Raw genomic sequence first — 17,494 nt, 5'->3', positions numbered from 1 at the left:
ACGGGTGACCGCCGTGGCGCCTACAGTGGTGGGGTGACTGGTCTGACTGTCGGCTGGGATCACGACGTCGAGCTGCTGCTCGGCTTCCTGAACACTCGACACGTACTGGACAGTGAAGCCTCCTGGCGCGCGTGGGTGACCGAGCGCGGCCTCGGACGAAGCGGTGACATCGCGCAGGCACGCGCGGCCCGTGCGGCGCTGAGGTCGTCCATCGAGGGGTCGTCAGGCCCGCAGACGGCCGCGGGCGTGGTGCACATCGAGCTCACCGACGGCGTCCCGGTGCTGTCGAGCTCGGACGCGCTGGGCGCCGTGCTGGCCGCCTCCGCCCGCCTCGCGGTGCTGGGGTCCTGGGAACGCTTCAAGATCTGTCCGGCCGAGGACTGCGGGCGGGCCTTCTTCGACCGCTCCCGCAACCGCTCGCGCACCTGGTGCTCGATGCAGGTCTGCGGCAACCGCGAGAAGGCCCGCACGTTCCGAAAACGGACGCGCGCCCAGAACGCGCATCAGAACAGCGCGTTGGCCACGGTGTAGATCACCAGACCGGCGAGCGCACCGACCACCGTGCCGTTGATGCGGATGAACTGCAGGTCCCTGCCGACCTGCAGCTCGATCTTGCGCGAGGTCTCCTCCGCGTCCCAGCGCTCGACCGTGTCCGTGATCAGCGTGGTGATCTCCGCCCGGTAGTTGCTCACGACGTACCCGGCGGCCTGCTCCAGCCAGCCGTCGACCTTGGCGCGCAGCCGCGGGTCGTCGGTGAGGTTCGTGCCAAGTGTGACGAGCCCCTGCGTCACCCGCCGGCGCAGCTCGCTGGACGGGTCCTCGGCTGCCTCGATCAGCATCTTCTTGGCCGTGCCCCACGCGCTGCTGATCAGCTTCTGCACGTCCGGGTGGTTGATCACCTGGTGCTTGACCTGCTCGGCGCGCTGCATGGTCGCCGGGTCGCTCTGCATGTCCGCGGAGAACTCCAGCAGGAACTGGTCGACGGCGAGCCGCATCGGGTGGTTGACGTCCGTCTTCACCGCCCACGCGAAGTTGACCAGCTCCGTGTACACCTTGTCGCCCAGCATCGCGTCCACGAACTTGGGCGACCACGTCGGCGCGCGGTCCGAGACGATCAGGCTGACCTTGTCGTGGTTGTCCCGCACCCACTCGTAGGCCCGGTCGCACATCAGGTCGACCAGCTTGTGGTGCGCGCCGTCGGTCAGCACCTGCCCCAGCAGCTTGCCCAGCGGCGGTCCCCACGGCTGCTCCGTGACCCGCTTGACGACCGCCTGCTCCACCACCGCCTGGACCACGTCGTCCTTGAGCACCGTGATCGCACCCTTGAGCACGTTCGCCAGCTCGTTCGTGATCCGCTCGGCGTTCTCCGGCTGCTTGAGCCACGCCCCGGCCCGCTCGGCGATGCCCGCCCGCCGCAGCTTGTCCTGGACCACCTCGGGACTGAGGAAGTTGACGCCCACGAAGTCACCGAGCGTCTGCCCGAACATGTTCTTGCGCTCGGGGATGATCGCGGTGTGCGGGATCGGCAGCCCCAGCGGCCTGCGGAACAGGGCCGTGACGGCAAACCAGTCGGCGAGCGCGCCCACCATGCCCGCCTCCGCGGCGGCCCGGACGTAGCCGACCCAGGCGCCCTCGAAGAGGTGGGTGGCGAAGAAGATCACCGTCGCGCCGGCGAGGAAGCTCGTGGCGACGAGCTTCATCTTGCGCAGGTCGGTGCGCTTCTGCTGGTCAGCGGCGGTCAGTTGCTCCACAGGTCCATTGTCCGTGAAGATCCTGCGTTGTGCGGGTACCAGCGCTAGTTCCCCGGTTGCAGCCGTTCACGTCGACCATCTTCGCGGAGATGACGGCGCTGGCCGTGCAGCACGACGCCGTCAACCTCGGTCAGGGCTTCCCCGACACCGATGGTCCGGAGTCGATGCTCGCGGCCGCCCAGTCGGCCATCGCGTCGGGGGTGAACCAGTACCCGCCCGGCCCCGGCATGCCGGTGTTGCGCAGGGCCGTCGCCGCGCACCGGGCCCGGTACGGGCTCACCTACGACCCGGACACCGAGGTCCTCGTGACGGTCGGGGCGACGGAGGCGATCGCGGCCTCGTTGCTGGCGCTGGTCGAGGCCGGTGACGAGGTGATCCTCATCGAGCCGTACTACGACTCCTACGCCGCGTCGGTCGCGATGGCCGGTGCGACGCGGGTGACGGTGGGGCTGCGGGAGGACGAGTCGGGGCGGCTGGCGCTGGACGTCGACGCGCTGCGGGCGGCCGTGACGCCGCGGACCAAGGCGGTTCTCGTCAACACGCCGCACAACCCGACCGGCACCGTGTTCCGCTTGGAGGAGCTGCAAGCGATCGCGGCGCTGTGCGTCGAGCACGACCTGCTGGCGATCACCGACGAGGTGTACGAGCACCTGGTGTTCGACGGTCTCGTCCACATCCCGCTCGCCTCGCTGCCGGGGATGGCGCAGCGGACGCTGTCGATCTCGGGCGCGGGCAAGACGTTCAACTGCACCGGCTGGAAGATCGGCTGGGCGTGCGGGCCCGCCGAGCTGATCGGGGCCATCAGGGCGGCCAAGCAGTTCATGACGTTCGTGGGCGGGGCGCCGTTCCAGCCCGCGGTCGCGCACGCGCTGACGGCCGAGCTGGACTGGGTGACGTCGTTGCGGGACTCGCTGGCGTCGAAGCGCGCGCGTCTGGCCGAGGGGCTGCGTGCGGCCGGGTTCGAGGTGCGGTCGTCGGAGGGCACGTACTTCATCTGCGCCGATGTCCGGCCGTTGGGGTACAGCGACGGGCTGGCGCTGTGCCGGGACCTGCCCGCGAAGATCGGGGTCGCGGCGGTGCCGGTGCAGGTGTTCACCGACCACCCGGACGACTGGAAGCACCTCATCCGGTTCGCGTTCTGCAAGCAGGACGCGGTGATCGACGAGGCCGTGGAGCGTCTCCACAAGCTGTAGTTGTCCACAAGCCCTGGGTTGTCCACAGGTGTGGATGAGTTTCTCCACACCTGTGGACAATTCACTTTCGGGTGAGTTGGGGAGCCTCCAAGGTCAAGTTCGACTCCCACTGGCATGGAATCGAACACGGAGGTCCTCGTCGGCTGGCGGTCCGGCTCGTGCGGCTGGGACGCGCTCGTCGAACGCTACTCGCGCCTCGTCTGGTCGGTGCCCAGATCGTTCCGGCTGAGCCACGCCGACGCGGCTGACGTGTACCAGTGCACATGGCTCTGCCTGGCCGAACACCTCACCAGGCTGCGTCAGCCCGAGGCGTTGGGCGTCTGGCTGGTCCGTACCGCCACCCGGCAGTCGATCACCGTGCTGCGGACGCGCGGGCGAGAGGTGCCGTTCGACCTGTGGGAGCCGGAGTCGGTCCTCCCCGCACCCGACGAGGTGGCGGTCACGCACGACCGGCAGCGTCGGCTCTGGGGCGCGCTGATGACCTTGAGCGAGCGGTGTCAACAGCTCCTGCGGATAGCTGCCCACAGCCCGGAGCTGAGTTATGCACAGGTTGCCGACGCCCTGGGGATAAAGGTGGGGAGCGTTGGTTCCACGCGCAGCCGCTGCCTCGCCGAGCTGCGGCGGAAGCTGGAGGCGCTGCGGTGAGGGACCCGTTGCTCGACGAGCTGGCCGACCTGTTCCGCACCGACGCCCCGCCGCCGGTGTTCGTGCCGCGGCCCACCGGGCTCATCCCCATGGAGCCGGTCCAAGAACCTGTGCGCGGGCCGTCGCGGCAGCTCGTGTTCCACGCGGGCGGTGGCCGGCTGTACCTGCAGCTCGACCCCGGCCGCCTGACCGGGGTGCTGGACGAGGCGAGCGGGTCCGTCGAGGTCCGCACGCCGCACTCCGTCGAGGTGCTGCGACCGGACGCCGAAGGCTGGTTCCGCGCCGACGTTCCGGCAGGACCGGCGTGCGTGACCGTGCCCGGGCTGGGCCTGACCACCGGCTGGTTCGTCGCGTGAGCGCCACGGCCGATCCCCGGGCCACCATCGCGTCGACCGAGGTCAGGGGCACGAAGGCGCAACGCGCGGACGCCCTCCACGACCTCGGCGTCGCCCACGCCGAACTGGGCCACCTCGACGTCGCCGCCCGGTTCGCGCGGCGCGGGCTGCGGCTCACCGGCCAGGCGCGGTTCCACCTCACCCTCGCGTGGATCGAGCTGGACCGGGGGCGGCGCGAGCAGAGCCTGCGGCACCTCGACCTCGCCGCGCCACACCTGCGCGGGCCGGAGCTCGCGCGGGCGCGCTGCCTGCGCGGGCTGCACCTGTGCCAGTCGCCGCTGCTCGCGATCGCCGAGCTGACCGCCGTGATCAGGGACCTGAAGCGCTACGGCGACCAGCGCTGGCTGGCCAACGCGCTGGTCGGGCGCGGGATCGCGCGGTGCGCCGTGACCAGGCTCGACGCCGCCGAACGGGACTTCGCGGCGGCGCAGACCCTGTCGCAGGCCATCGGTGAGCACGGACGTGCGGCGATGTGCCTGCACAACAGGGGGTTCGTCGCGATGCTCGCGGGCGACCTGTCCCTGGCGCTGCGCCGGTACGAGGACGCGGCGAAGGCCGGGCTCGACTCGGCGAGCAAACCGGAGGCGCTCGTCGACCGGGCGGAGGCGTTGCTCGCGGCCGGGCTCACCGCGGAGGCGCGGCGGGTGCTGGCGCCCGCGGAGCAACTGCTGCGCCGCTGCAACCGGCACGTGCCCGGACTGGCGGCGTTGAACGCGCGGTGCGCGTTGCGCGACGGCGATCCGGGACCCGCGCTGCGGCTGGGCGGCGAGGACGTGGAGTTCATGCTGGCCGCCGGAAAGCTCGACGCCGTTGCGGCACACCGGTTCCGCGGTCCCGTGCGCACGCGGGCGCTCGGCTGGCTCGCGCAGGCGCGGCGGTCGGACCGGCGGGGTGCGCTGGCGGCGTGCCGCGCCGGACTCCGCCTGCTCGACGAGCACCACGGCGACTGGCCGCGCCGGGAGCTCACCGCGCACGCGCTGGGCCTGGCACGGACCGCGCGCGAGGTGCTGCACTGGTCGGAACAGCACCGGACGTCGACGCCCCTGCCACCCGACGATCCCGCGTTGGCACGAGCCCTCGCGGAACTGCGGCGAGCACGGGCGTTCGGCCTGCCCTTGGAAGCGCTGGAGCGCGACGTCCGCAGACTCACGCTCGCCCGGCACCGGACAACTCCGGAAACGCCGGTGCCGCCGGAACTTCCGCTCGTCAGCTTCATCGTCCACGAAGGACGGATGACGGCCGTGACGCTGGTCGGCGGACGCGCCCGGCTGCGCGTCGTTCCCGACCCGGCCGAGCTCGTCCGCACCGCGCGGCTGGCGTTGCGGGCCGGGCGACCCGTCACCACCGACCTCCTGCCGGAGGCGGACGAGGTCGTCGTGATCCCGGACGGCGTGCTGCACGCCATGCCGTGGGCGGCCTTCGGACGCGTCCACGTCCTGCCGTCACTGCGGCACTGGCGGCCGTCGAGCCGCGGCGGCAGGCGGGTGTGGGTCACGGGTCCGCGCCTGCGGCACGAGGAGGTGACCGCGCTGCGCCGCGAGCACGGCGGAGACGTCCTCGTTCCCACCGTGGAGTCGACCCTGCGCGGGCTCGAGGGCGCCGGGATCGCCCACATCGCCGCGCACGGGCACGTCCACCCCGGCAACCCGCTGTTCTCGCACCTCGAACTCCGGGACGGCCCGCTCTACGGCTACGACATCGCGCGGATCAAAAACCCGCCCGAGGTCGTCGTGCTGTCGGCGTGCGAGTCGGGGCTCGCCAGGGCGTTCCTCGACGCGGGCAGCCGGACCGTGATCGCGGGCGTCCTGCCGGTGCCGGACGCACTGGCCGGACCGGCGATGGCCGAGGTCCACCGGCTGCTGGACCACCCCGCCGAGGCCGCACGGGCCGTCGCCCACCTCGGCTTCAGCTGCTACGGCACCGGGACCAGGGTCGCGGCGTGCAGCGCGGCCGCGAACGACGTCCCGGTGCACAGCAGCTGGTCCGCCCCGACCGACGCCGGCACGTCGACCCCGTCGGCGACCACGTCCACCCACGGCCCGTGGTTCGAGAACGGCGCGGTGGCGCCCACGGCCGTCACGGCGGGAAGGGCGGCGGGCCACCACGGCCGGGACGAGGCACCGTTGCCCGCCGCCGCGACGACGTTGCCCCCGGCCGACGCGAGGACCGGCGGGCACCGGTCGTCGTAGGAGTAGGTGCCGGAGGAGACCAGCACGACCGGCAGGTCGCGGGTGGCGCGCAGGGCGGACGCCAGGGTCAGGTCGTCGCCGAAGCCGGACGGCGTCAGGACCGGGAACGGCCGGACCGTGGCGCCGTGGTGCCGGAGCACGCCCGCGACCAGCGAGCCGTGCGCGGCGTCGAGGCAGGTGTCCAGCAACGCGACGGTGCCCTCACCGAGCAGGTCCGGCAGCCGTTCGCCGACGACCGGGCGGGAGGTGCCGATCATGATCGGGCAGCTGAGGTGGACGTGGTTCGGCGTCGCGCCGACCTCCCTGGCGATGTCCACGACCCTTACCCGTTCGGGGGGTTTGAGGAACATCCGGATCGCACCTGCGACGACCTCCTCGTGCGAGTAGACGCCTCGCAAGCGTTTGCGCACAGTGGGTGCCTCCGCCGGGAGCACGATCAGCTCCCCCGAACGGAGCAGGCACTCGTTCGGTCCCGCGCGATCGTGCACGTGTACCGGGCCGAGCGCTCGGGCGGCGTGATCGGCCAGCTCAGAAAGGCTGTTGACCTGTTGGGGCGCGTCCACATCGGACACCATCCCGCGCCGCGACACGGTCCACAGCGGACCGGACCGCAAAGTCACTCGATCCGATGACGACACAGACGGTGTTCGCACCTGATCAGGGCGACACGGACAGCCGCACGAGACCGCCCTTCCGAGTGTTTCGCGCCGAGGTGGTTCGCAAAGCCACCAACCAGTGCTAGACATAGCTCGACGTCGACCTCCGACGACGCTGTGCGTTGGCGGTGACCTGAACGGTGGACGGGGGGTGATCCTGTGGCGCGCGGTGGAGCTCGTGCACTGTTGCTGCGGGTCGCTGCCCTCGGCGGGTTCACCGCCGCGGCCTGGCTGCTGACCGGGACCGGCGCGTCCGCGAGCCCCGGCGAGGTGCCACCGGCCGCCGAGGTGGTCGCCGGGAGCACCACCGCGCAGAGCCCCCAGGACACGCCCGCCGGGAACACCGCGGTGGCCGTCCCGGGCCTGTCCGCCCTGCCCTCCACCGCCGGGCCCTCGACCTCTGGGCCTTTCACCGCCGGGCCTTCCACTGCCGTGACCTCGAGTGCCGGGCCTTCGGCTGGCGGGACGACCACGGACAACGCGGCACCGGCGGAGACCACACCCCTCGCCGAGACCGGCAGCGCGGACACCGCCCCCGTCGGCACCGACGCGATCCAGATCCCCGTCCCGGACGTCCCCGCCGCGGCGCCGTCGCTCCTCGACGACCCCGCCGGCTGGGCCACCGCCCTCTCCGCCGACGTCGCCGCCCAGACCGCACCGGCGAGGCTCACCCCGCCCGTCGTGGTGGTCGTCCCGGCGGTCGTGCCGCCCGTGGTGGTGCCGCCGGCCGTCAGCCGTCCCGAAACCGGCCCGTACGACGAGGGTCCCGCCCTCGACTTCAGCGGTGGCACGCTGGGCAACTCGCGCTCCGGCAGCGTCTCCAACCAGGCGCCGCCCGAGGTGGTCCAGGCCAAGGCCCAGCTCCGCGCCGCCAGGAAGGCCGCGAAGCTCGCCCTCGCCCAGCCGCCGCCCCCTCCGCCTCCGCCCGCGCCGGCCGCCACGGCGGTCGAGCGGGTCGTCGCGCCGCCGTCCGTCACGTTCACTCCGCCGCCCGCACCCGTGCGGGCCGAGCCCGCGCCGGCGAGCGACCTCACCTGGTCCACCCCGCGGCCCGCTGCCCCGCTTCCCGTGCCGCAGCAGGCACCCGTCACCGCGACGGCTTCCGCGCCGTCCGGTCACACGGACAACTCCGGCGGCACGCGCGGCGTGCTCGCCGTCCTGACGTCGCAGAACTCGCTCTTCCCCGCCACCACGTGGTCGGTCGAGGAGCGGCGCGACGGCACTGTGCCGGGCAGCATTCCCGGTCTTCCCGCAACGTCACCCGACTGAGTTCGACAGGACAAGTCTGTCCTCTGCGCGATTCGTGACCGTCTCGTGCCGTCGCACCAGTAACTCCGCACCACATTTCCCGTTGTACGCAAGGAACCCCCAGTCTTCCCGACCTGCCAACCGCGCCCTGGCAGGTCGGGGCTGGTCCGAGTGCCGCGCTGCCCCCGCAGCCTCGGACCACACGGGAAACCTGCGGACGGGGGACGTCAATCCCTGGGACGTTCCCCGCCGCAGGGCTCTCGTTGGCAAGTTCGTCGGCCCGGTCTCCACCGCTGCGGGAGACCGGGCCGACGCATGTCAGGCGACCGGCGACGCCAGGTCGGCTTCGGCCGAAAACCCAGTACCCACAACGGATGCGGCGACCACGCCCAAACGGCCGATCGCCTCGCGGAGCACTTCGGGCGACTGCGTGTACGGCACTCGGAGCATCTGCTCGCACCCTCCGTGCACCGCGAACCGGGGTCCCGGCACGAGCCGCAGGCCGTGGTTCCGCGCGACGACGGCGATCCGCGTGCTGACCGGGGCGTCGAGGACGCACCACACGCCGAGACCGCCCGCCGGCACCGTGAAACTCCACTGTGGACAGTGCTCGCGCAGCGCCTCGACCGCCACGTCGCGGCGCATCCGCGCCTCCTCGCGCCGCTGCCGGAGCGCGCTTTCCGGCGACTCCAGCAGCGCGGCCAGCACGAGCTGCTCGAACACCGGCGTGCCCAGGTCGATGGCCGCCCGCGTGGTGAGCAACCGGTGCACGATCTCGGCCGACGCCCTGATCCAGCCGATCCGCAGGCCGCCCCAGTGCGACTTGCTCGCCGACCCGAGCGTCACCACCGAGTCGCCGCCGAACGCGGCCATCGGCAACGGTGGCGGCGAGTCGTCCAGGGACAGCTCGGCCAGGGTCTCGTCGACGACCAGCGGGGTGCGGGCCTTGCGCAGGACGGCGGCGAGCGCCTCCCGCGTCCCGGACGACATGAGCAGCCCCGTCGGGTTCTGGAAGTCCGGGATCAGGTAGGCCAGCCGGGGGCCCGCCTGCCGCAGCGCCGCCTCGAACCCGTCGACGTCCCAGCCGTCACCGAGCATCGGCACCGGGACGGGGACGCCGAACGACGCCCGCACCGCCTCCAGCGCGTTGGGGTAGCCCGGCTGCTCCACGAGCACCCGGTCGCCGGGGCCGACGAAGAGCCGCAGCACGAGCGCCCAGGCGTGCTGCGCACCCGAGGTCACCACGATCTGCTCCGGCGAGGTCGGCAGCCCGCGGGCCGTGTACCGGTCGGCGATCCGCTGCCGGAGCAGCGGCAGCCCCCGTTCGTCGTACCCGTGCGACGTGAGGTGCTCCGGCATCGCGGCCATCGCGACCTCCATCGCGTGCCGGACCGACGGCAGCGCGGCGGGCGCGGCGCGGGACAGGTCGATCAGCGTGTCGTCGGCGACGGTGATCCCCCCGCCCGCGCCGACTGGCCCGCTGACCCACGACCCGGCCCCGCGCCGCGACTCCACCACCCCCTCGGCCCGGAGCTGGTCGAGCGCGGCGGTGATGGTGGTGCGGCTCACAGGCAGCACCTCGGTGAGCTCGCGTTCGGACGGCAGCCGGGTGCCGACCGGCAGCCGCCCGTCCGCGACCAGCAGTTTCATCGCCGTCACGAGATCCGCCGAGCACTGCCGGGGCACCCCTCGGTGCCACGAGCCGAGCAGCTTCGCGAGCCGGGCACCGGAGATACGTCCACCTGGTGGGAGCATGAGGCCAATTATCCCGAAGTGGCTATGGATTACCAGGCCAATCGAAGCGCAGGATGGCCGCATGGCCACCTTGACCGCACTCGACCAGGTCTCCGTCCGCGTCGCCCCCGCCCGCCGCGTCCCCCAGCTCGTCGCGGGACTGTGGCTCTACGGCGCGAGCATGGCCATGCAGATCCGCGCGACCCTCGGCCTCAACCCGTGGGACGTGCTGCACGAGGGACTCGAAAAGCACACCGGGCTGAGCTTCGGCGTGATCACCGCGATCACCGGCGTCCTGGTGCTGCTGACGTGGATCCCGCTGAAGCAGAAGCCCGGCATCGGCACCGTGGGCAACGTCGTGCTCATCGCGGTCAGCGTCGACGTGACGCTCGCGCTGCTGCCCGCCCCCGAAGGGCTCCTCGCCAGGATCACCCTCATGACGCTGGGCATCGTGCTCAACGCCGTGGCGTTCGCCGCGTACGTCGGGTCACGCCTCGGAACGGGCCCGCGCGACGGCATGGTGACCGGGTTCTGCCGCCGCACCGGCGTGTCCCTGCGGCTCACGCGGACCGCGGTCGAGGTGGTCGTGCTGGGCACCGGCTGGCTGCTCGGCGGCACGATCGGCATCGGCACGGTCCTCTACGCGCTCGGCATCGGCCCGCTCTCGCAGCTGTTCCTGCCCGCGCTCACGTGGCGCGAGCGCTCGCGGCCCGTTTGCGAATCTCCTCGTACGTGACGCCGCGTTCGGTCAGCACCTCCGCCACGATCCCGCTGCCCTGCAACAGAGCCATCAGGATGTGCTCGGTGCCCAGGTAGTTGTGGCGGAGGTCCCGCGCCTCGCGCAACGACCTCTCCAGCGCCTTCTTGGAGGCCGGTTCCAGCGGCATCCCGAACCACCGCCGGCGCGGACCCGGCCGCAGCACACCGGCCCCGAGCGACTGCTCGACCGAGTCGATCACCTGGTCGACGTCGATCCCCAAGCCCCGCAACGCTTCCGCGTCGGCCTTGGTGAGCCCGCCCTTGCGCCGGTAGTCGCGGAACGCCGCGACCAGCTCGTCACGCGGCAGGTCGAACCCCGCGAGCACCGGCGCGTCGAGCAACGCCAGCAGCAGGTGCTCCACGCCGACCTCGGCGGCGTGCGTCTCCTCCGCCTCCCGCACCGCGGCCTTGACCGCCTCGCGGGCCTCTCTGGTGAACCGTTCCGCGATCATCCTCGCCCCCCGTGCTTCTTGTGCACCGCCTGGCGGGAGACGCCCAGCTCCGCCGCGATGTCCTGCCACGACCAGCCCTGGGCCCGCGCGCTGCGGACCTGGACCGCTTCCAGGTGTTCCAAAAGTCGCCTCAGGGCGCTGACGGCCCGCAACCCCACCTTCGGGTCCCGGTCCCCCGCCGCCGTGGCGAGATCCGTTGCCTCAGTCATGATGTCAACCTACGTTGACAACGCGAGTTCGTCAACCCAAGTTGACACGTACGGTGGCGAGGTGAAGATCGAGACCGCTGAGCGCCCTGCTCCGGGACGACTCTCCGAGGACCGCGTCCGGGTCACGGCCAACGCCGTCGTCGTCCTGGACGGCGTCACCTCCCGTCGCCCGCCCGAGCGCAACGGCGGCTGGTACGCGACCCAGCTCGCCGACGAGCTCGTCCGGCTGGTCGACTCAGGACCGCTGACGGTCGTTCTGGCGCAAGCCATCGAGAACTTGGCTGTGCGCCACGGACTTGTCCCGGGCGACTCCCCGTCCGCGACCGCGTCGATCGTGCGGTGGAACGACGAGCGCATCGAGGCGCTCGTGCTCTGCGACACCCCGGTGGTCGCGTTTGGACAGTCGACCCACGTGCTGGAGGACACCCGGCTCGCGGACCTGCGCGCGCAGCCGGACATCCTGGCGTGGAAGAACAAACCGGGCGGGTGGTGGGTCGCGGAGGCCGACCCCGAGGCCGGGCACCAGGCCGTGACGGCGAGCTGGTCCCGAGCCGAGGTGGACAAGGTCGTCGTCCTCACCGACGGTGTCTCGTGCGGCGTGCTGGAGTACGGGCTCTTCTCGTGGGAGGACCTGGCGGAGCTGCCGCTCGACGACGTGCTCGACCGCGTCCGGGAGGCCGAGCGCGCTGACGCGGACCACCGCCGGTGGCCCCGCCACAAGACCTACGACGACCAGGCGATCGTCCGGCTCACGACCTGACGGTCAGCGCCTCCGCGAACCCGTCCAGGTTGTCGTCCATCATCAGGTGCCCGGCGCGAGGCACGACCCGCACCGCACAACCGGTGGCGCGCAAGGCGTCCAGGTCCTCACCGGACAGCTCACCGGAGATGTACCGCTTCGGCACGGACAGCGCGGTGAGCTGCGCGCGGAAGGTGACCGGCCGTTCGGCCAGCAGCGACACCGCCGTGCGGTGCAGGCCGCGCGGTGACCAGCGGCGCAACGTGCGCGCGCCCATCGACGTGTCGCCCGGCTCGACCAGGTCCCGCACGCCGCCCGCGGCGAAGGCGTCCTCGTCGTAGCTCGCGATCCGGGCCGACATCGTGCCGACGCCGGGATCGAGGTTCGGCTCCGCCACCACCAGCTCGCCGACGAGGTCCGCGCGTTGCGTCGCCAGGCTGATCGCGATCGACCCGCCCAGTGAGTGCCCGACCAGCGTGACCCCGCGCAGCCCCAGGGCGTCGATCACCGCCGCCGCGACCGACGCGTGGTCTTCGATCGTGTGCGTGAACGCGTCGTCGTGGTCGCTCCAGCCGCTGCCGAGCAGGTCGACCACCACGTGCCGGCCCCGGCCCGCCACCGCGGGATGGCCGATCACCGGCGCGAACGTGACGGAGCTCGCCAGGCCGAGACCACCGAGGTAGACGAACGCGGGTGCGTCACGGGCGCCGACGTCGAGAAAAGCGACCTGCGCGCCGGACGGGGTGACGGTGAGCAGCTTCATCTCCGCGATTATCCGCGTGGCCGGCGCTGAAGCGAAAATCCGAAAGAGCCCGCAAATGCGGAAGACCCCCGGCGAACCGGGGGTCTTCCGCATGTCTTGCCAAGAAGGTATGGCCAGGGGCGGGGTCGAACCGCCGACCTACCGCTTTTCAGGCGGTCGCTCGTACCAACTGAGCTACCTGGCCATGAAACTGAATGAAGCGACCCAGACGGGACTCGAACCCGCGACCTTCGCCGTGACAGGGCGACGCGCTAACCAACTGCGCCACTGGGCCTTGCTGTGAACTTATCCTACCGTACTGCATCTACTGCTTTTTACTGCGTGCCCCCAACGGGATTCGAACCCGCGCGACCGCCTTGAAAGGGCGGGATCCTAGGCCGCTAGATGATGGGGACTAGCTGGTCTCTGGAAGCATCGTAAGCATATGCCATAGGTCCACGCACCTCCAAAACGGGGGGCCCACTTATGCGCTGACCTGCTCAAACCCGCCTCCCGGCACCATCGTCCCGATCAACAAACGCCTGTTCACGGCCCGGAGGCCCGTTCGGACGCACTTTGTGATCCAGACAACTTCCCGGCGGAGGTCGCGACGCCCGCCAGAACGTGGTCGAGCAGCTCGCGCATCCGCGCCGGCAAATCACCGCAGGACGTCGTCGCCGACGAGATCAGCCGGGCACCGATGGCGGCTCCGCACAACGTGCGCGCGACGGCCTCCGGGTCGACGCCGGTGCGCAGGTGCCCGCCTTCGGCCGCCTCGGCGAGGTAGGCGCCGATCAGCTTCTCCCACAGCACGTGCGCGCTCGGGACCCCCGGATAGCCGATCTCCCGTTCGGCGTTCAAGCGCACGCCCGCGCGCAGCACGACGTCGGCCGACATCCGTTCGGCGGACTCGGTGAACAGGCCGCGCAAGGTGGTCAACGGGTCGAGGCCGCGGCCGCGCCACGACTCGCGCACCTGCGACCACACCTCGTCCTGCCGCTCGACGAGCGCGTTCGCGACCGCTTCCTTGGAGGGGAAGTGGAAGTAGAAGGCGCCCTTGGTGAGCCCGGCGCGCGCGAGCACGGCCGTCAGCGACGTGCGGTCGTAGCCGAGACGGTCGAACTCCTCCGCTGCGGCGTGGAGGATCGCCTCCCGGGTCGCGTACGCCCGGTCCTGCTGGGGCATGGGTTCAGGTTAGCCGTTGCCGCGAAAGAGACCCGTGGGTATGTTTCGGGATGCGGCCCTGGTCCGGGAGACGCGCTCCGGGGGGTGCGCGTCTCGCGACAGGGCCGTTTCCGCGTTCGCGGCCGCCTCACCGCTGCACGGGAGGCGCACCGCCGTCCTCGCCCGGTGACAGGCCCAGCATGTCGAGCAGCATCCGGCAGTCCTCCGCGCCCAGGGCGCTTCGCGCGACGGAGAGCCGCGCCCGGTGGACCTGTTCGTCGGAGATCCGCGAGGGTTCTCCGCTGCGCTGGGCCGGCACACTCGGCCCGCCCTGCCGCGACATGCTCTCGTCCTGCGCGAACAGGAACTTCCGCACTTCCAGTGACCCGCTCATGGCACCCTCCCCGACTTGAGGTGTGGCGAGAGGCTAAGCGACCTGGGACAACAGCCGCAGCCCCCCGCAGAGTGATTCCACCGACACCCAGCGTTACTTTCCGTACTGGTGCGGCGCCTGCCTGGTGGAGAGCGAGCCAGGGGATGATGGACCCCATGACCGACCCCACGCCGGAGCCTTCCCCCGCAGCGGAGGGCCCAAACGCGTCCCAGTCACCCCCTGAGGTGGACCCCCAGGAGGTCTTCAAGGCGATCAGCGGAATCGACCTCGACACCATCGACAACGACATCGAGTCGGCATTCGGTTCCCGCATGGCCGAGCTCGACAAGATGCTCGCCGGACTGGACGACCTGGTCGACCAGATCGAGAAGAACATCCAGAAGCTCGACAACCAGGGCGAGGCCCAGACCGAGACCCCGGCGGACGAGCAGGCCGAGACTGCCGCGGACGAGCGGGAAACCGGCGGTCCTCAGTAGAACGTCGTACCCCAGGGGGGTATAGACTCGGAGCCCCGTAGAGAGGAAGGGCTCCGATGTCCGTCACCGCCACGTACACCGTCACCGGCATGACCTGCGGCCACTGCGTCAGCTCCGTCACGGAGGAGCTGACCGAGGTCCCCGGCGTCACGGGCGTCGACGTCGTCCTGGAGACCGGCGCGGTCACCGTGACGAGCGACCGCGAGCTCGACCGCTCCGAGGTCGTCGCCGCCGTGACCGAGGCCGGCTACCAGGTCGCCTGATGACCACGACCGAGCCCCGCCACGTCGAGCTGTCGATCAGCGGCATGACGTGCGCCTCCTGCGCGAGGCGCGTGGAACGCAAGCTGAACAAGCTCGACGGCGTCTCCGCCACCGTGAACTACGCGACGGAGAAGGCCAGCGTCCAGTTCCCCGGCAGCCTGCGCGTCGACGACCTGGTGTCGACGGTGCGCGCGGCCGGGTACGACGCCGAGGAACCGCGCCCCGAGACGCCGGACGAGTCCGGTGAGCTGGGGCTCAGGTTCGCGCTGGCCGCGGTGCTCGGTGTGCCGGTGATCGTCGTGTCGATGGTTCCGGCCCTGCAGTTCCCCGTCTGGCAGTGGACGGCGCTCGCCCTGGCGAGCGTCGTCGTGTGGGTGTGCGGCTGGCCGTTCCACCGCGCGGCCGCGGTGAACGCCCGGCACGGTGCCAGCACGATGGACACCCTCGTGTCGATGGGTGTCACTGTCTCCTACCTGTGGTCGCTCTACGCCCTGGTCTTCGGCGAGGCCGGGACCATCGGCATGCGGCACGAGTTCAGCTTCTTCCGCCCCGCGGCGATGTCGGCCTCCGGTGACATCTACCTCGAGGTCGCGGTCGGCGTGACCGTGTTCCTGCTGCTCGGCCGCTGGCTGGAGGCGAGGTCCAAGCGCAGCGCGGGCGCCGCGATGAGGTCGTTGTTCGCTCTCGGCGCCAAGGACGTGGCCGTGCTGCGCGACGGCGTGGAGTCCCGCGTCCCGATCGCACAGCTCCGTGTCGGCGAACGGTTCGTCGTCCGTCCAGGTGAACGGATCGCCACGGACGGTGCGGTCGTCGAGGGCAGCTCGGCCGTGGACAGCTCGATGGTCACCGGCGAGTCCGTGCCGGTCGAGGTCGGCGTGGGCGACGCGGTGGTCGGCGGCACCGTCAACGCGGGCGGCAGGCTCGTCGTCGAGGCGACCAGCGTCGGCGCGGACACCCAGCTCGCGCGGATGGCCAGGATGGTCGAGCAGGCCCAGGCCGGCAAGGCGCGAGTGCAACGACTGGCCGACCGCGTGTCCGCCGTGTTCGTCCCCGTCGTCGTGGTGATCGCGCTGCTGGCGTTCGGCGGCTGGCTGCTCGCGGGCCGCCCGCTCGAGTTCGCCGTGACGACGGCGGTGGCGGTCCTCGTCATCGCCTGCCCGTGCGCACTGGGCCTCGCGACCCCCACCGCCCTGCTCGTGGGCACCGGCCGAGGCGCCCAGCTGGGCATCCTGGTGAAGGGCCCCGAGGTCCTGGAGTCGACCCGCCGCGTGGACACCGTGGTGCTGGACAAGACCGGCACGGTCACCACCGGCCGCCTCACCCTGGTCGACGTGATCCCCACCGGCGAAGTCCCCCGCGCCGAAGTACTGCGTTTCGCCGCGGCCGTCGAAAACGCCTCGGAACACCCCGTCGCCACCGCGATCGTGCGCGAAGCCGACGAAGTGCTTCCCGTTTCTCAGTTCGTTTCCACCGATGGCATCGGTGTCAGCGGAGTGGTCGAAGGACGACGCGTCGCGGTGGGCCGGCTGCGCGAGGTTTCCGTTCCTGCGGAATTGGCCGAAAAACTGGCCGCCCACCCCAACCGGACCGCCGTCGCCGTTTCCTTCGATGACAAGGTTGTCGGCCTCATCGTCGTAGCGGACGTCGTCAAACCCACCTCCGCCCGAGCAGTGCGGGAACTACGCGCCCTCGGCCTGCACCCCGTGCTCCTGACCGGCGACACCAGGCAGGTGGCCGTCGACGTCGCCGCCGAAGTGGGCATCGACGAGGTCATCGCCGAAGTACTGCCAGGCCAGAAGGTCGCTGCCGTACAACGCCTCCAGGCCCGAGGCCGCGTCGTCGCCATGATCGGCGACGGCGTCAACGACGCACCGGCCCTGGCAGCCGCAGACCTCGGCCTGGCCGTCGGAACCGGTACCGACGCCGCCATCGAAGCAAGCGACCTCACCCTGGTCCGAGGCGACCTCCGCGCCGCGGCCGACGCCATCCGGTTGTCCCGCAAGACGTTGGGCATCATCAAGGGCAACCTTTTCTGGGCGTTCGCCTACAACGTCGCTGGACTTCCACTAGCGGCACTCGGACTGCTCAACCCCATGATCGCCGGCGCCGCGATGGCGTTCAGCAGCGTGTTCGTGGTCAGCAACAGCTTGCGACTGCGCGGATTCCGACCTTCTGCAGGATGAGAATCTTCGGCACGAACACTCCCCAACGGCAACGTGCGCGTGCAACAATCCAAAAGCTGACACACCCCCGGTCAGCGCCTGTGGAGATCCCCTCCGGCCCCCGCGTTCCTCCCCCTGGCGCGGGGGCCTCCTCCTTCTCCTGGAGGCTGCTCGGGCTTCGCCCTTCGCCGCCTTCAGGAGTTCGGAGCGTCTTCTGGGGGCCGAGCCCCCAGACCCCCAGCCGGCGGGGCTTCGCCCCCCGGACCCCCCGGTAGGTTGACCAGCCTGGTGTGGTGCGGCGGCAGTGGGGGCGTAGGTGTCCC

The 17,494-nt window shown here is 71.4% G+C and carries 18 protein-coding genes and 3 tRNA genes; 11 read left to right on the top strand and 10 right to left on the bottom strand.

The genetic code is table 11. From position 1 onward, the window contains the following. The first annotated feature begins 33 nt into the window (after positions 1–33). On the top strand, positions 34–531 hold the full coding sequence (locus BLT23_RS05625) for a CGNR zinc finger domain-containing protein (RefSeq protein WP_245743665.1): 498 nt from the start codon (positions 34–36) through the stop codon (positions 529–531). Here the strand turns inward: BLT23_RS05625 and BLT23_RS05620 are convergent. Next, entirely contained in the window at positions 504–1,700 is a 1,197-nt protein-coding gene (locus tag BLT23_RS05620; protein ID WP_090046884.1) for a DUF445 domain-containing protein, read from the bottom strand. The two genes, BLT23_RS05625 and BLT23_RS05620, sit on opposite strands and share 28 nt — an antisense overlap. An 80-nt stretch (positions 1,701–1,780) precedes the next feature. On the opposite strand from BLT23_RS05620, the gene BLT23_RS05615 reads away from it, so the two are divergent. The 5 genes from BLT23_RS05615 (at position 1,781) to BLT23_RS05595 (ending at position 8,098) form a co-directional block, all read left to right on the top strand. Beyond that, positions 1,781–2,944 (top strand): pyridoxal phosphate-dependent aminotransferase, encoded by a 1,164-nt coding sequence (locus BLT23_RS05615; protein WP_090046276.1) that lies wholly within the window; start codon positions 1,781–1,783, stop codon positions 2,942–2,944. Positions 2,945–3,058: 114 nt separating this feature from the next. Then, the gene (locus tag BLT23_RS05610) at positions 3,059–3,589 is read left to right on the top strand and encodes an RNA polymerase sigma factor (RefSeq protein ID WP_090046274.1); all 531 of its coding nucleotides are present in this window, start codon (positions 3,059–3,061) and stop codon (positions 3,587–3,589) included. Continuing rightward, positions 3,586–3,945, top strand: a complete 360-nt coding sequence (locus BLT23_RS05605; protein ID WP_090046272.1) for a hypothetical protein — start codon at positions 3,586–3,588, stop codon at positions 3,943–3,945. Before BLT23_RS05610 ends, BLT23_RS05605 begins: the two co-directional genes overlap by 4 nt. Next, complete coding sequence (locus tag BLT23_RS05600) at positions 3,942–6,173, top strand: CHAT domain-containing protein (RefSeq protein ID WP_090046271.1); 2,232 nt, start codon at positions 3,942–3,944, stop codon at positions 6,171–6,173. Before BLT23_RS05605 ends, BLT23_RS05600 begins: the two co-directional genes overlap by 4 nt. A gap of 842 nt (positions 6,174–7,015) precedes the next feature. Continuing rightward, entirely contained in the window at positions 7,016–8,098 is a 1,083-nt protein-coding gene (locus BLT23_RS05595; protein WP_090046269.1) for a hypothetical protein, read from the top strand. Positions 8,099–8,395: 297 nt separating this feature from the next. Here BLT23_RS05595 and yczR read toward each other — a convergent pair whose 3' ends face one another. After that, complete coding sequence (yczR, locus tag BLT23_RS05590; protein ID WP_090046267.1) at positions 8,396–9,832, bottom strand: MocR-like transcription factor YczR; 1,437 nt, start codon at positions 9,830–9,832, stop codon at positions 8,396–8,398. 61 nt (positions 9,833–9,893) lie between these two features. Here yczR and yczE point away from each other — a divergent pair, with 61 nt between their 5' ends. Continuing rightward, positions 9,894–10,547, top strand: coding sequence for a membrane protein YczE (gene yczE, locus BLT23_RS40565; protein WP_176946616.1), 654 nt, complete (start codon positions 9,894–9,896; stop codon positions 10,545–10,547). Here yczE and BLT23_RS05580 read toward each other — a convergent pair. Beyond that, the gene (locus BLT23_RS05580) at positions 10,498–11,022 is read right to left on the bottom strand and encodes a Clp protease N-terminal domain-containing protein (protein WP_090046266.1); all 525 of its coding nucleotides are present in this window, start codon (positions 11,020–11,022) and stop codon (positions 10,498–10,500) included. The genes yczE and BLT23_RS05580 overlap by 50 nt on opposite strands. After that, positions 11,019–11,231, bottom strand: coding sequence for a helix-turn-helix domain-containing protein (locus BLT23_RS05575; protein WP_090046264.1), 213 nt, complete (start codon positions 11,229–11,231; stop codon positions 11,019–11,021). Before BLT23_RS05575 ends, BLT23_RS05580 begins: the two co-directional genes overlap by 4 nt. 61 nt (positions 11,232–11,292) lie before the next feature. Between BLT23_RS05575 and BLT23_RS05570 the strand changes: the two genes are divergently transcribed. Beyond that, the gene (locus BLT23_RS05570) at positions 11,293–11,991 is read left to right on the top strand and encodes a protein phosphatase 2C domain-containing protein (protein ID WP_090046263.1); all 699 of its coding nucleotides are present in this window, start codon (positions 11,293–11,295) and stop codon (positions 11,989–11,991) included. On the opposite strand, the gene BLT23_RS05565 is transcribed toward BLT23_RS05570, so the two are convergent. The 6 genes from BLT23_RS05565 to BLT23_RS05540 all read right to left on the bottom strand — a co-directional run bounded on the left by BLT23_RS05565 (position 11,981) and on the right by BLT23_RS05540 (position 14,270). Continuing rightward, positions 11,981–12,733, bottom strand: coding sequence for an alpha/beta fold hydrolase (locus BLT23_RS05565; protein WP_176946615.1), 753 nt, complete (start codon positions 12,731–12,733; stop codon positions 11,981–11,983). The genes BLT23_RS05570 and BLT23_RS05565 overlap by 11 nt on opposite strands. Positions 12,734–12,843: 110 nt before the next feature. Next, positions 12,844–12,917: transfer RNA gene (locus BLT23_RS05560), tRNA-Phe, on the bottom strand. Between the two features lie 16 nt (positions 12,918–12,933). Continuing rightward, a tRNA-Asp gene (locus tag BLT23_RS05555) sits at positions 12,934–13,007 on the bottom strand. A gap of 48 nt (positions 13,008–13,055) precedes the next feature. Next, positions 13,056–13,128 (bottom strand) — tRNA-Glu (locus BLT23_RS05550). Between the two features lie 130 nt (positions 13,129–13,258). After that, positions 13,259–13,897 carry a ScbR family autoregulator-binding transcription factor gene (locus tag BLT23_RS05545; protein WP_090046260.1) on the bottom strand — a complete coding sequence of 213 codons (639 nt, stop codon included), beginning with the start codon at positions 13,895–13,897 and terminating at the stop codon, positions 13,259–13,261. A 127-nt stretch (positions 13,898–14,024) separates the two neighbouring features. Then, a complete protein-coding gene (locus BLT23_RS05540) occupies positions 14,025–14,270 on the bottom strand; it encodes a hypothetical protein (protein ID WP_090046258.1) in 246 nt (81 codons plus the stop codon). Between the two features lie 155 nt (positions 14,271–14,425). Here BLT23_RS05540 and BLT23_RS05535 point away from each other — a divergent pair, with 155 nt between their 5' ends. From BLT23_RS05535 to BLT23_RS05525, 3 genes are read left to right on the top strand one after another with little or no spacing between them, the layout of a single operon-like run. Beyond that, a complete protein-coding gene (locus BLT23_RS05535) occupies positions 14,426–14,746 on the top strand; it encodes a hypothetical protein (protein WP_143035831.1) in 321 nt (106 codons plus the stop codon). A 56-nt stretch (positions 14,747–14,802) separates the two neighbouring features. After that, on the top strand, positions 14,803–15,009 hold the full coding sequence (locus BLT23_RS05530) for a heavy-metal-associated domain-containing protein (protein WP_090046255.1): 207 nt from the start codon (positions 14,803–14,805) through the stop codon (positions 15,007–15,009). Continuing rightward, entirely contained in the window at positions 15,009–17,192 is a 2,184-nt protein-coding gene (locus BLT23_RS05525; protein WP_090046254.1) for a heavy metal translocating P-type ATPase, read from the top strand. The genes BLT23_RS05530 and BLT23_RS05525 overlap by 1 nt, the downstream gene beginning before the upstream one ends. The last annotated feature ends 302 nt before the right edge of the window (positions 17,193–17,494 follow it).

The sequence above is a fragment of the Lentzea fradiae genome (assembly GCF_900100955.1).
GTDB classification, from domain to species: domain Bacteria; phylum Actinomycetota; class Actinomycetes; order Mycobacteriales; family Pseudonocardiaceae; genus Lentzea; species Lentzea fradiae.
The sequence above is the reverse complement of the archived record's forward strand: the minus strand, read 5'-3'. Positions and strand labels throughout refer to the sequence as shown.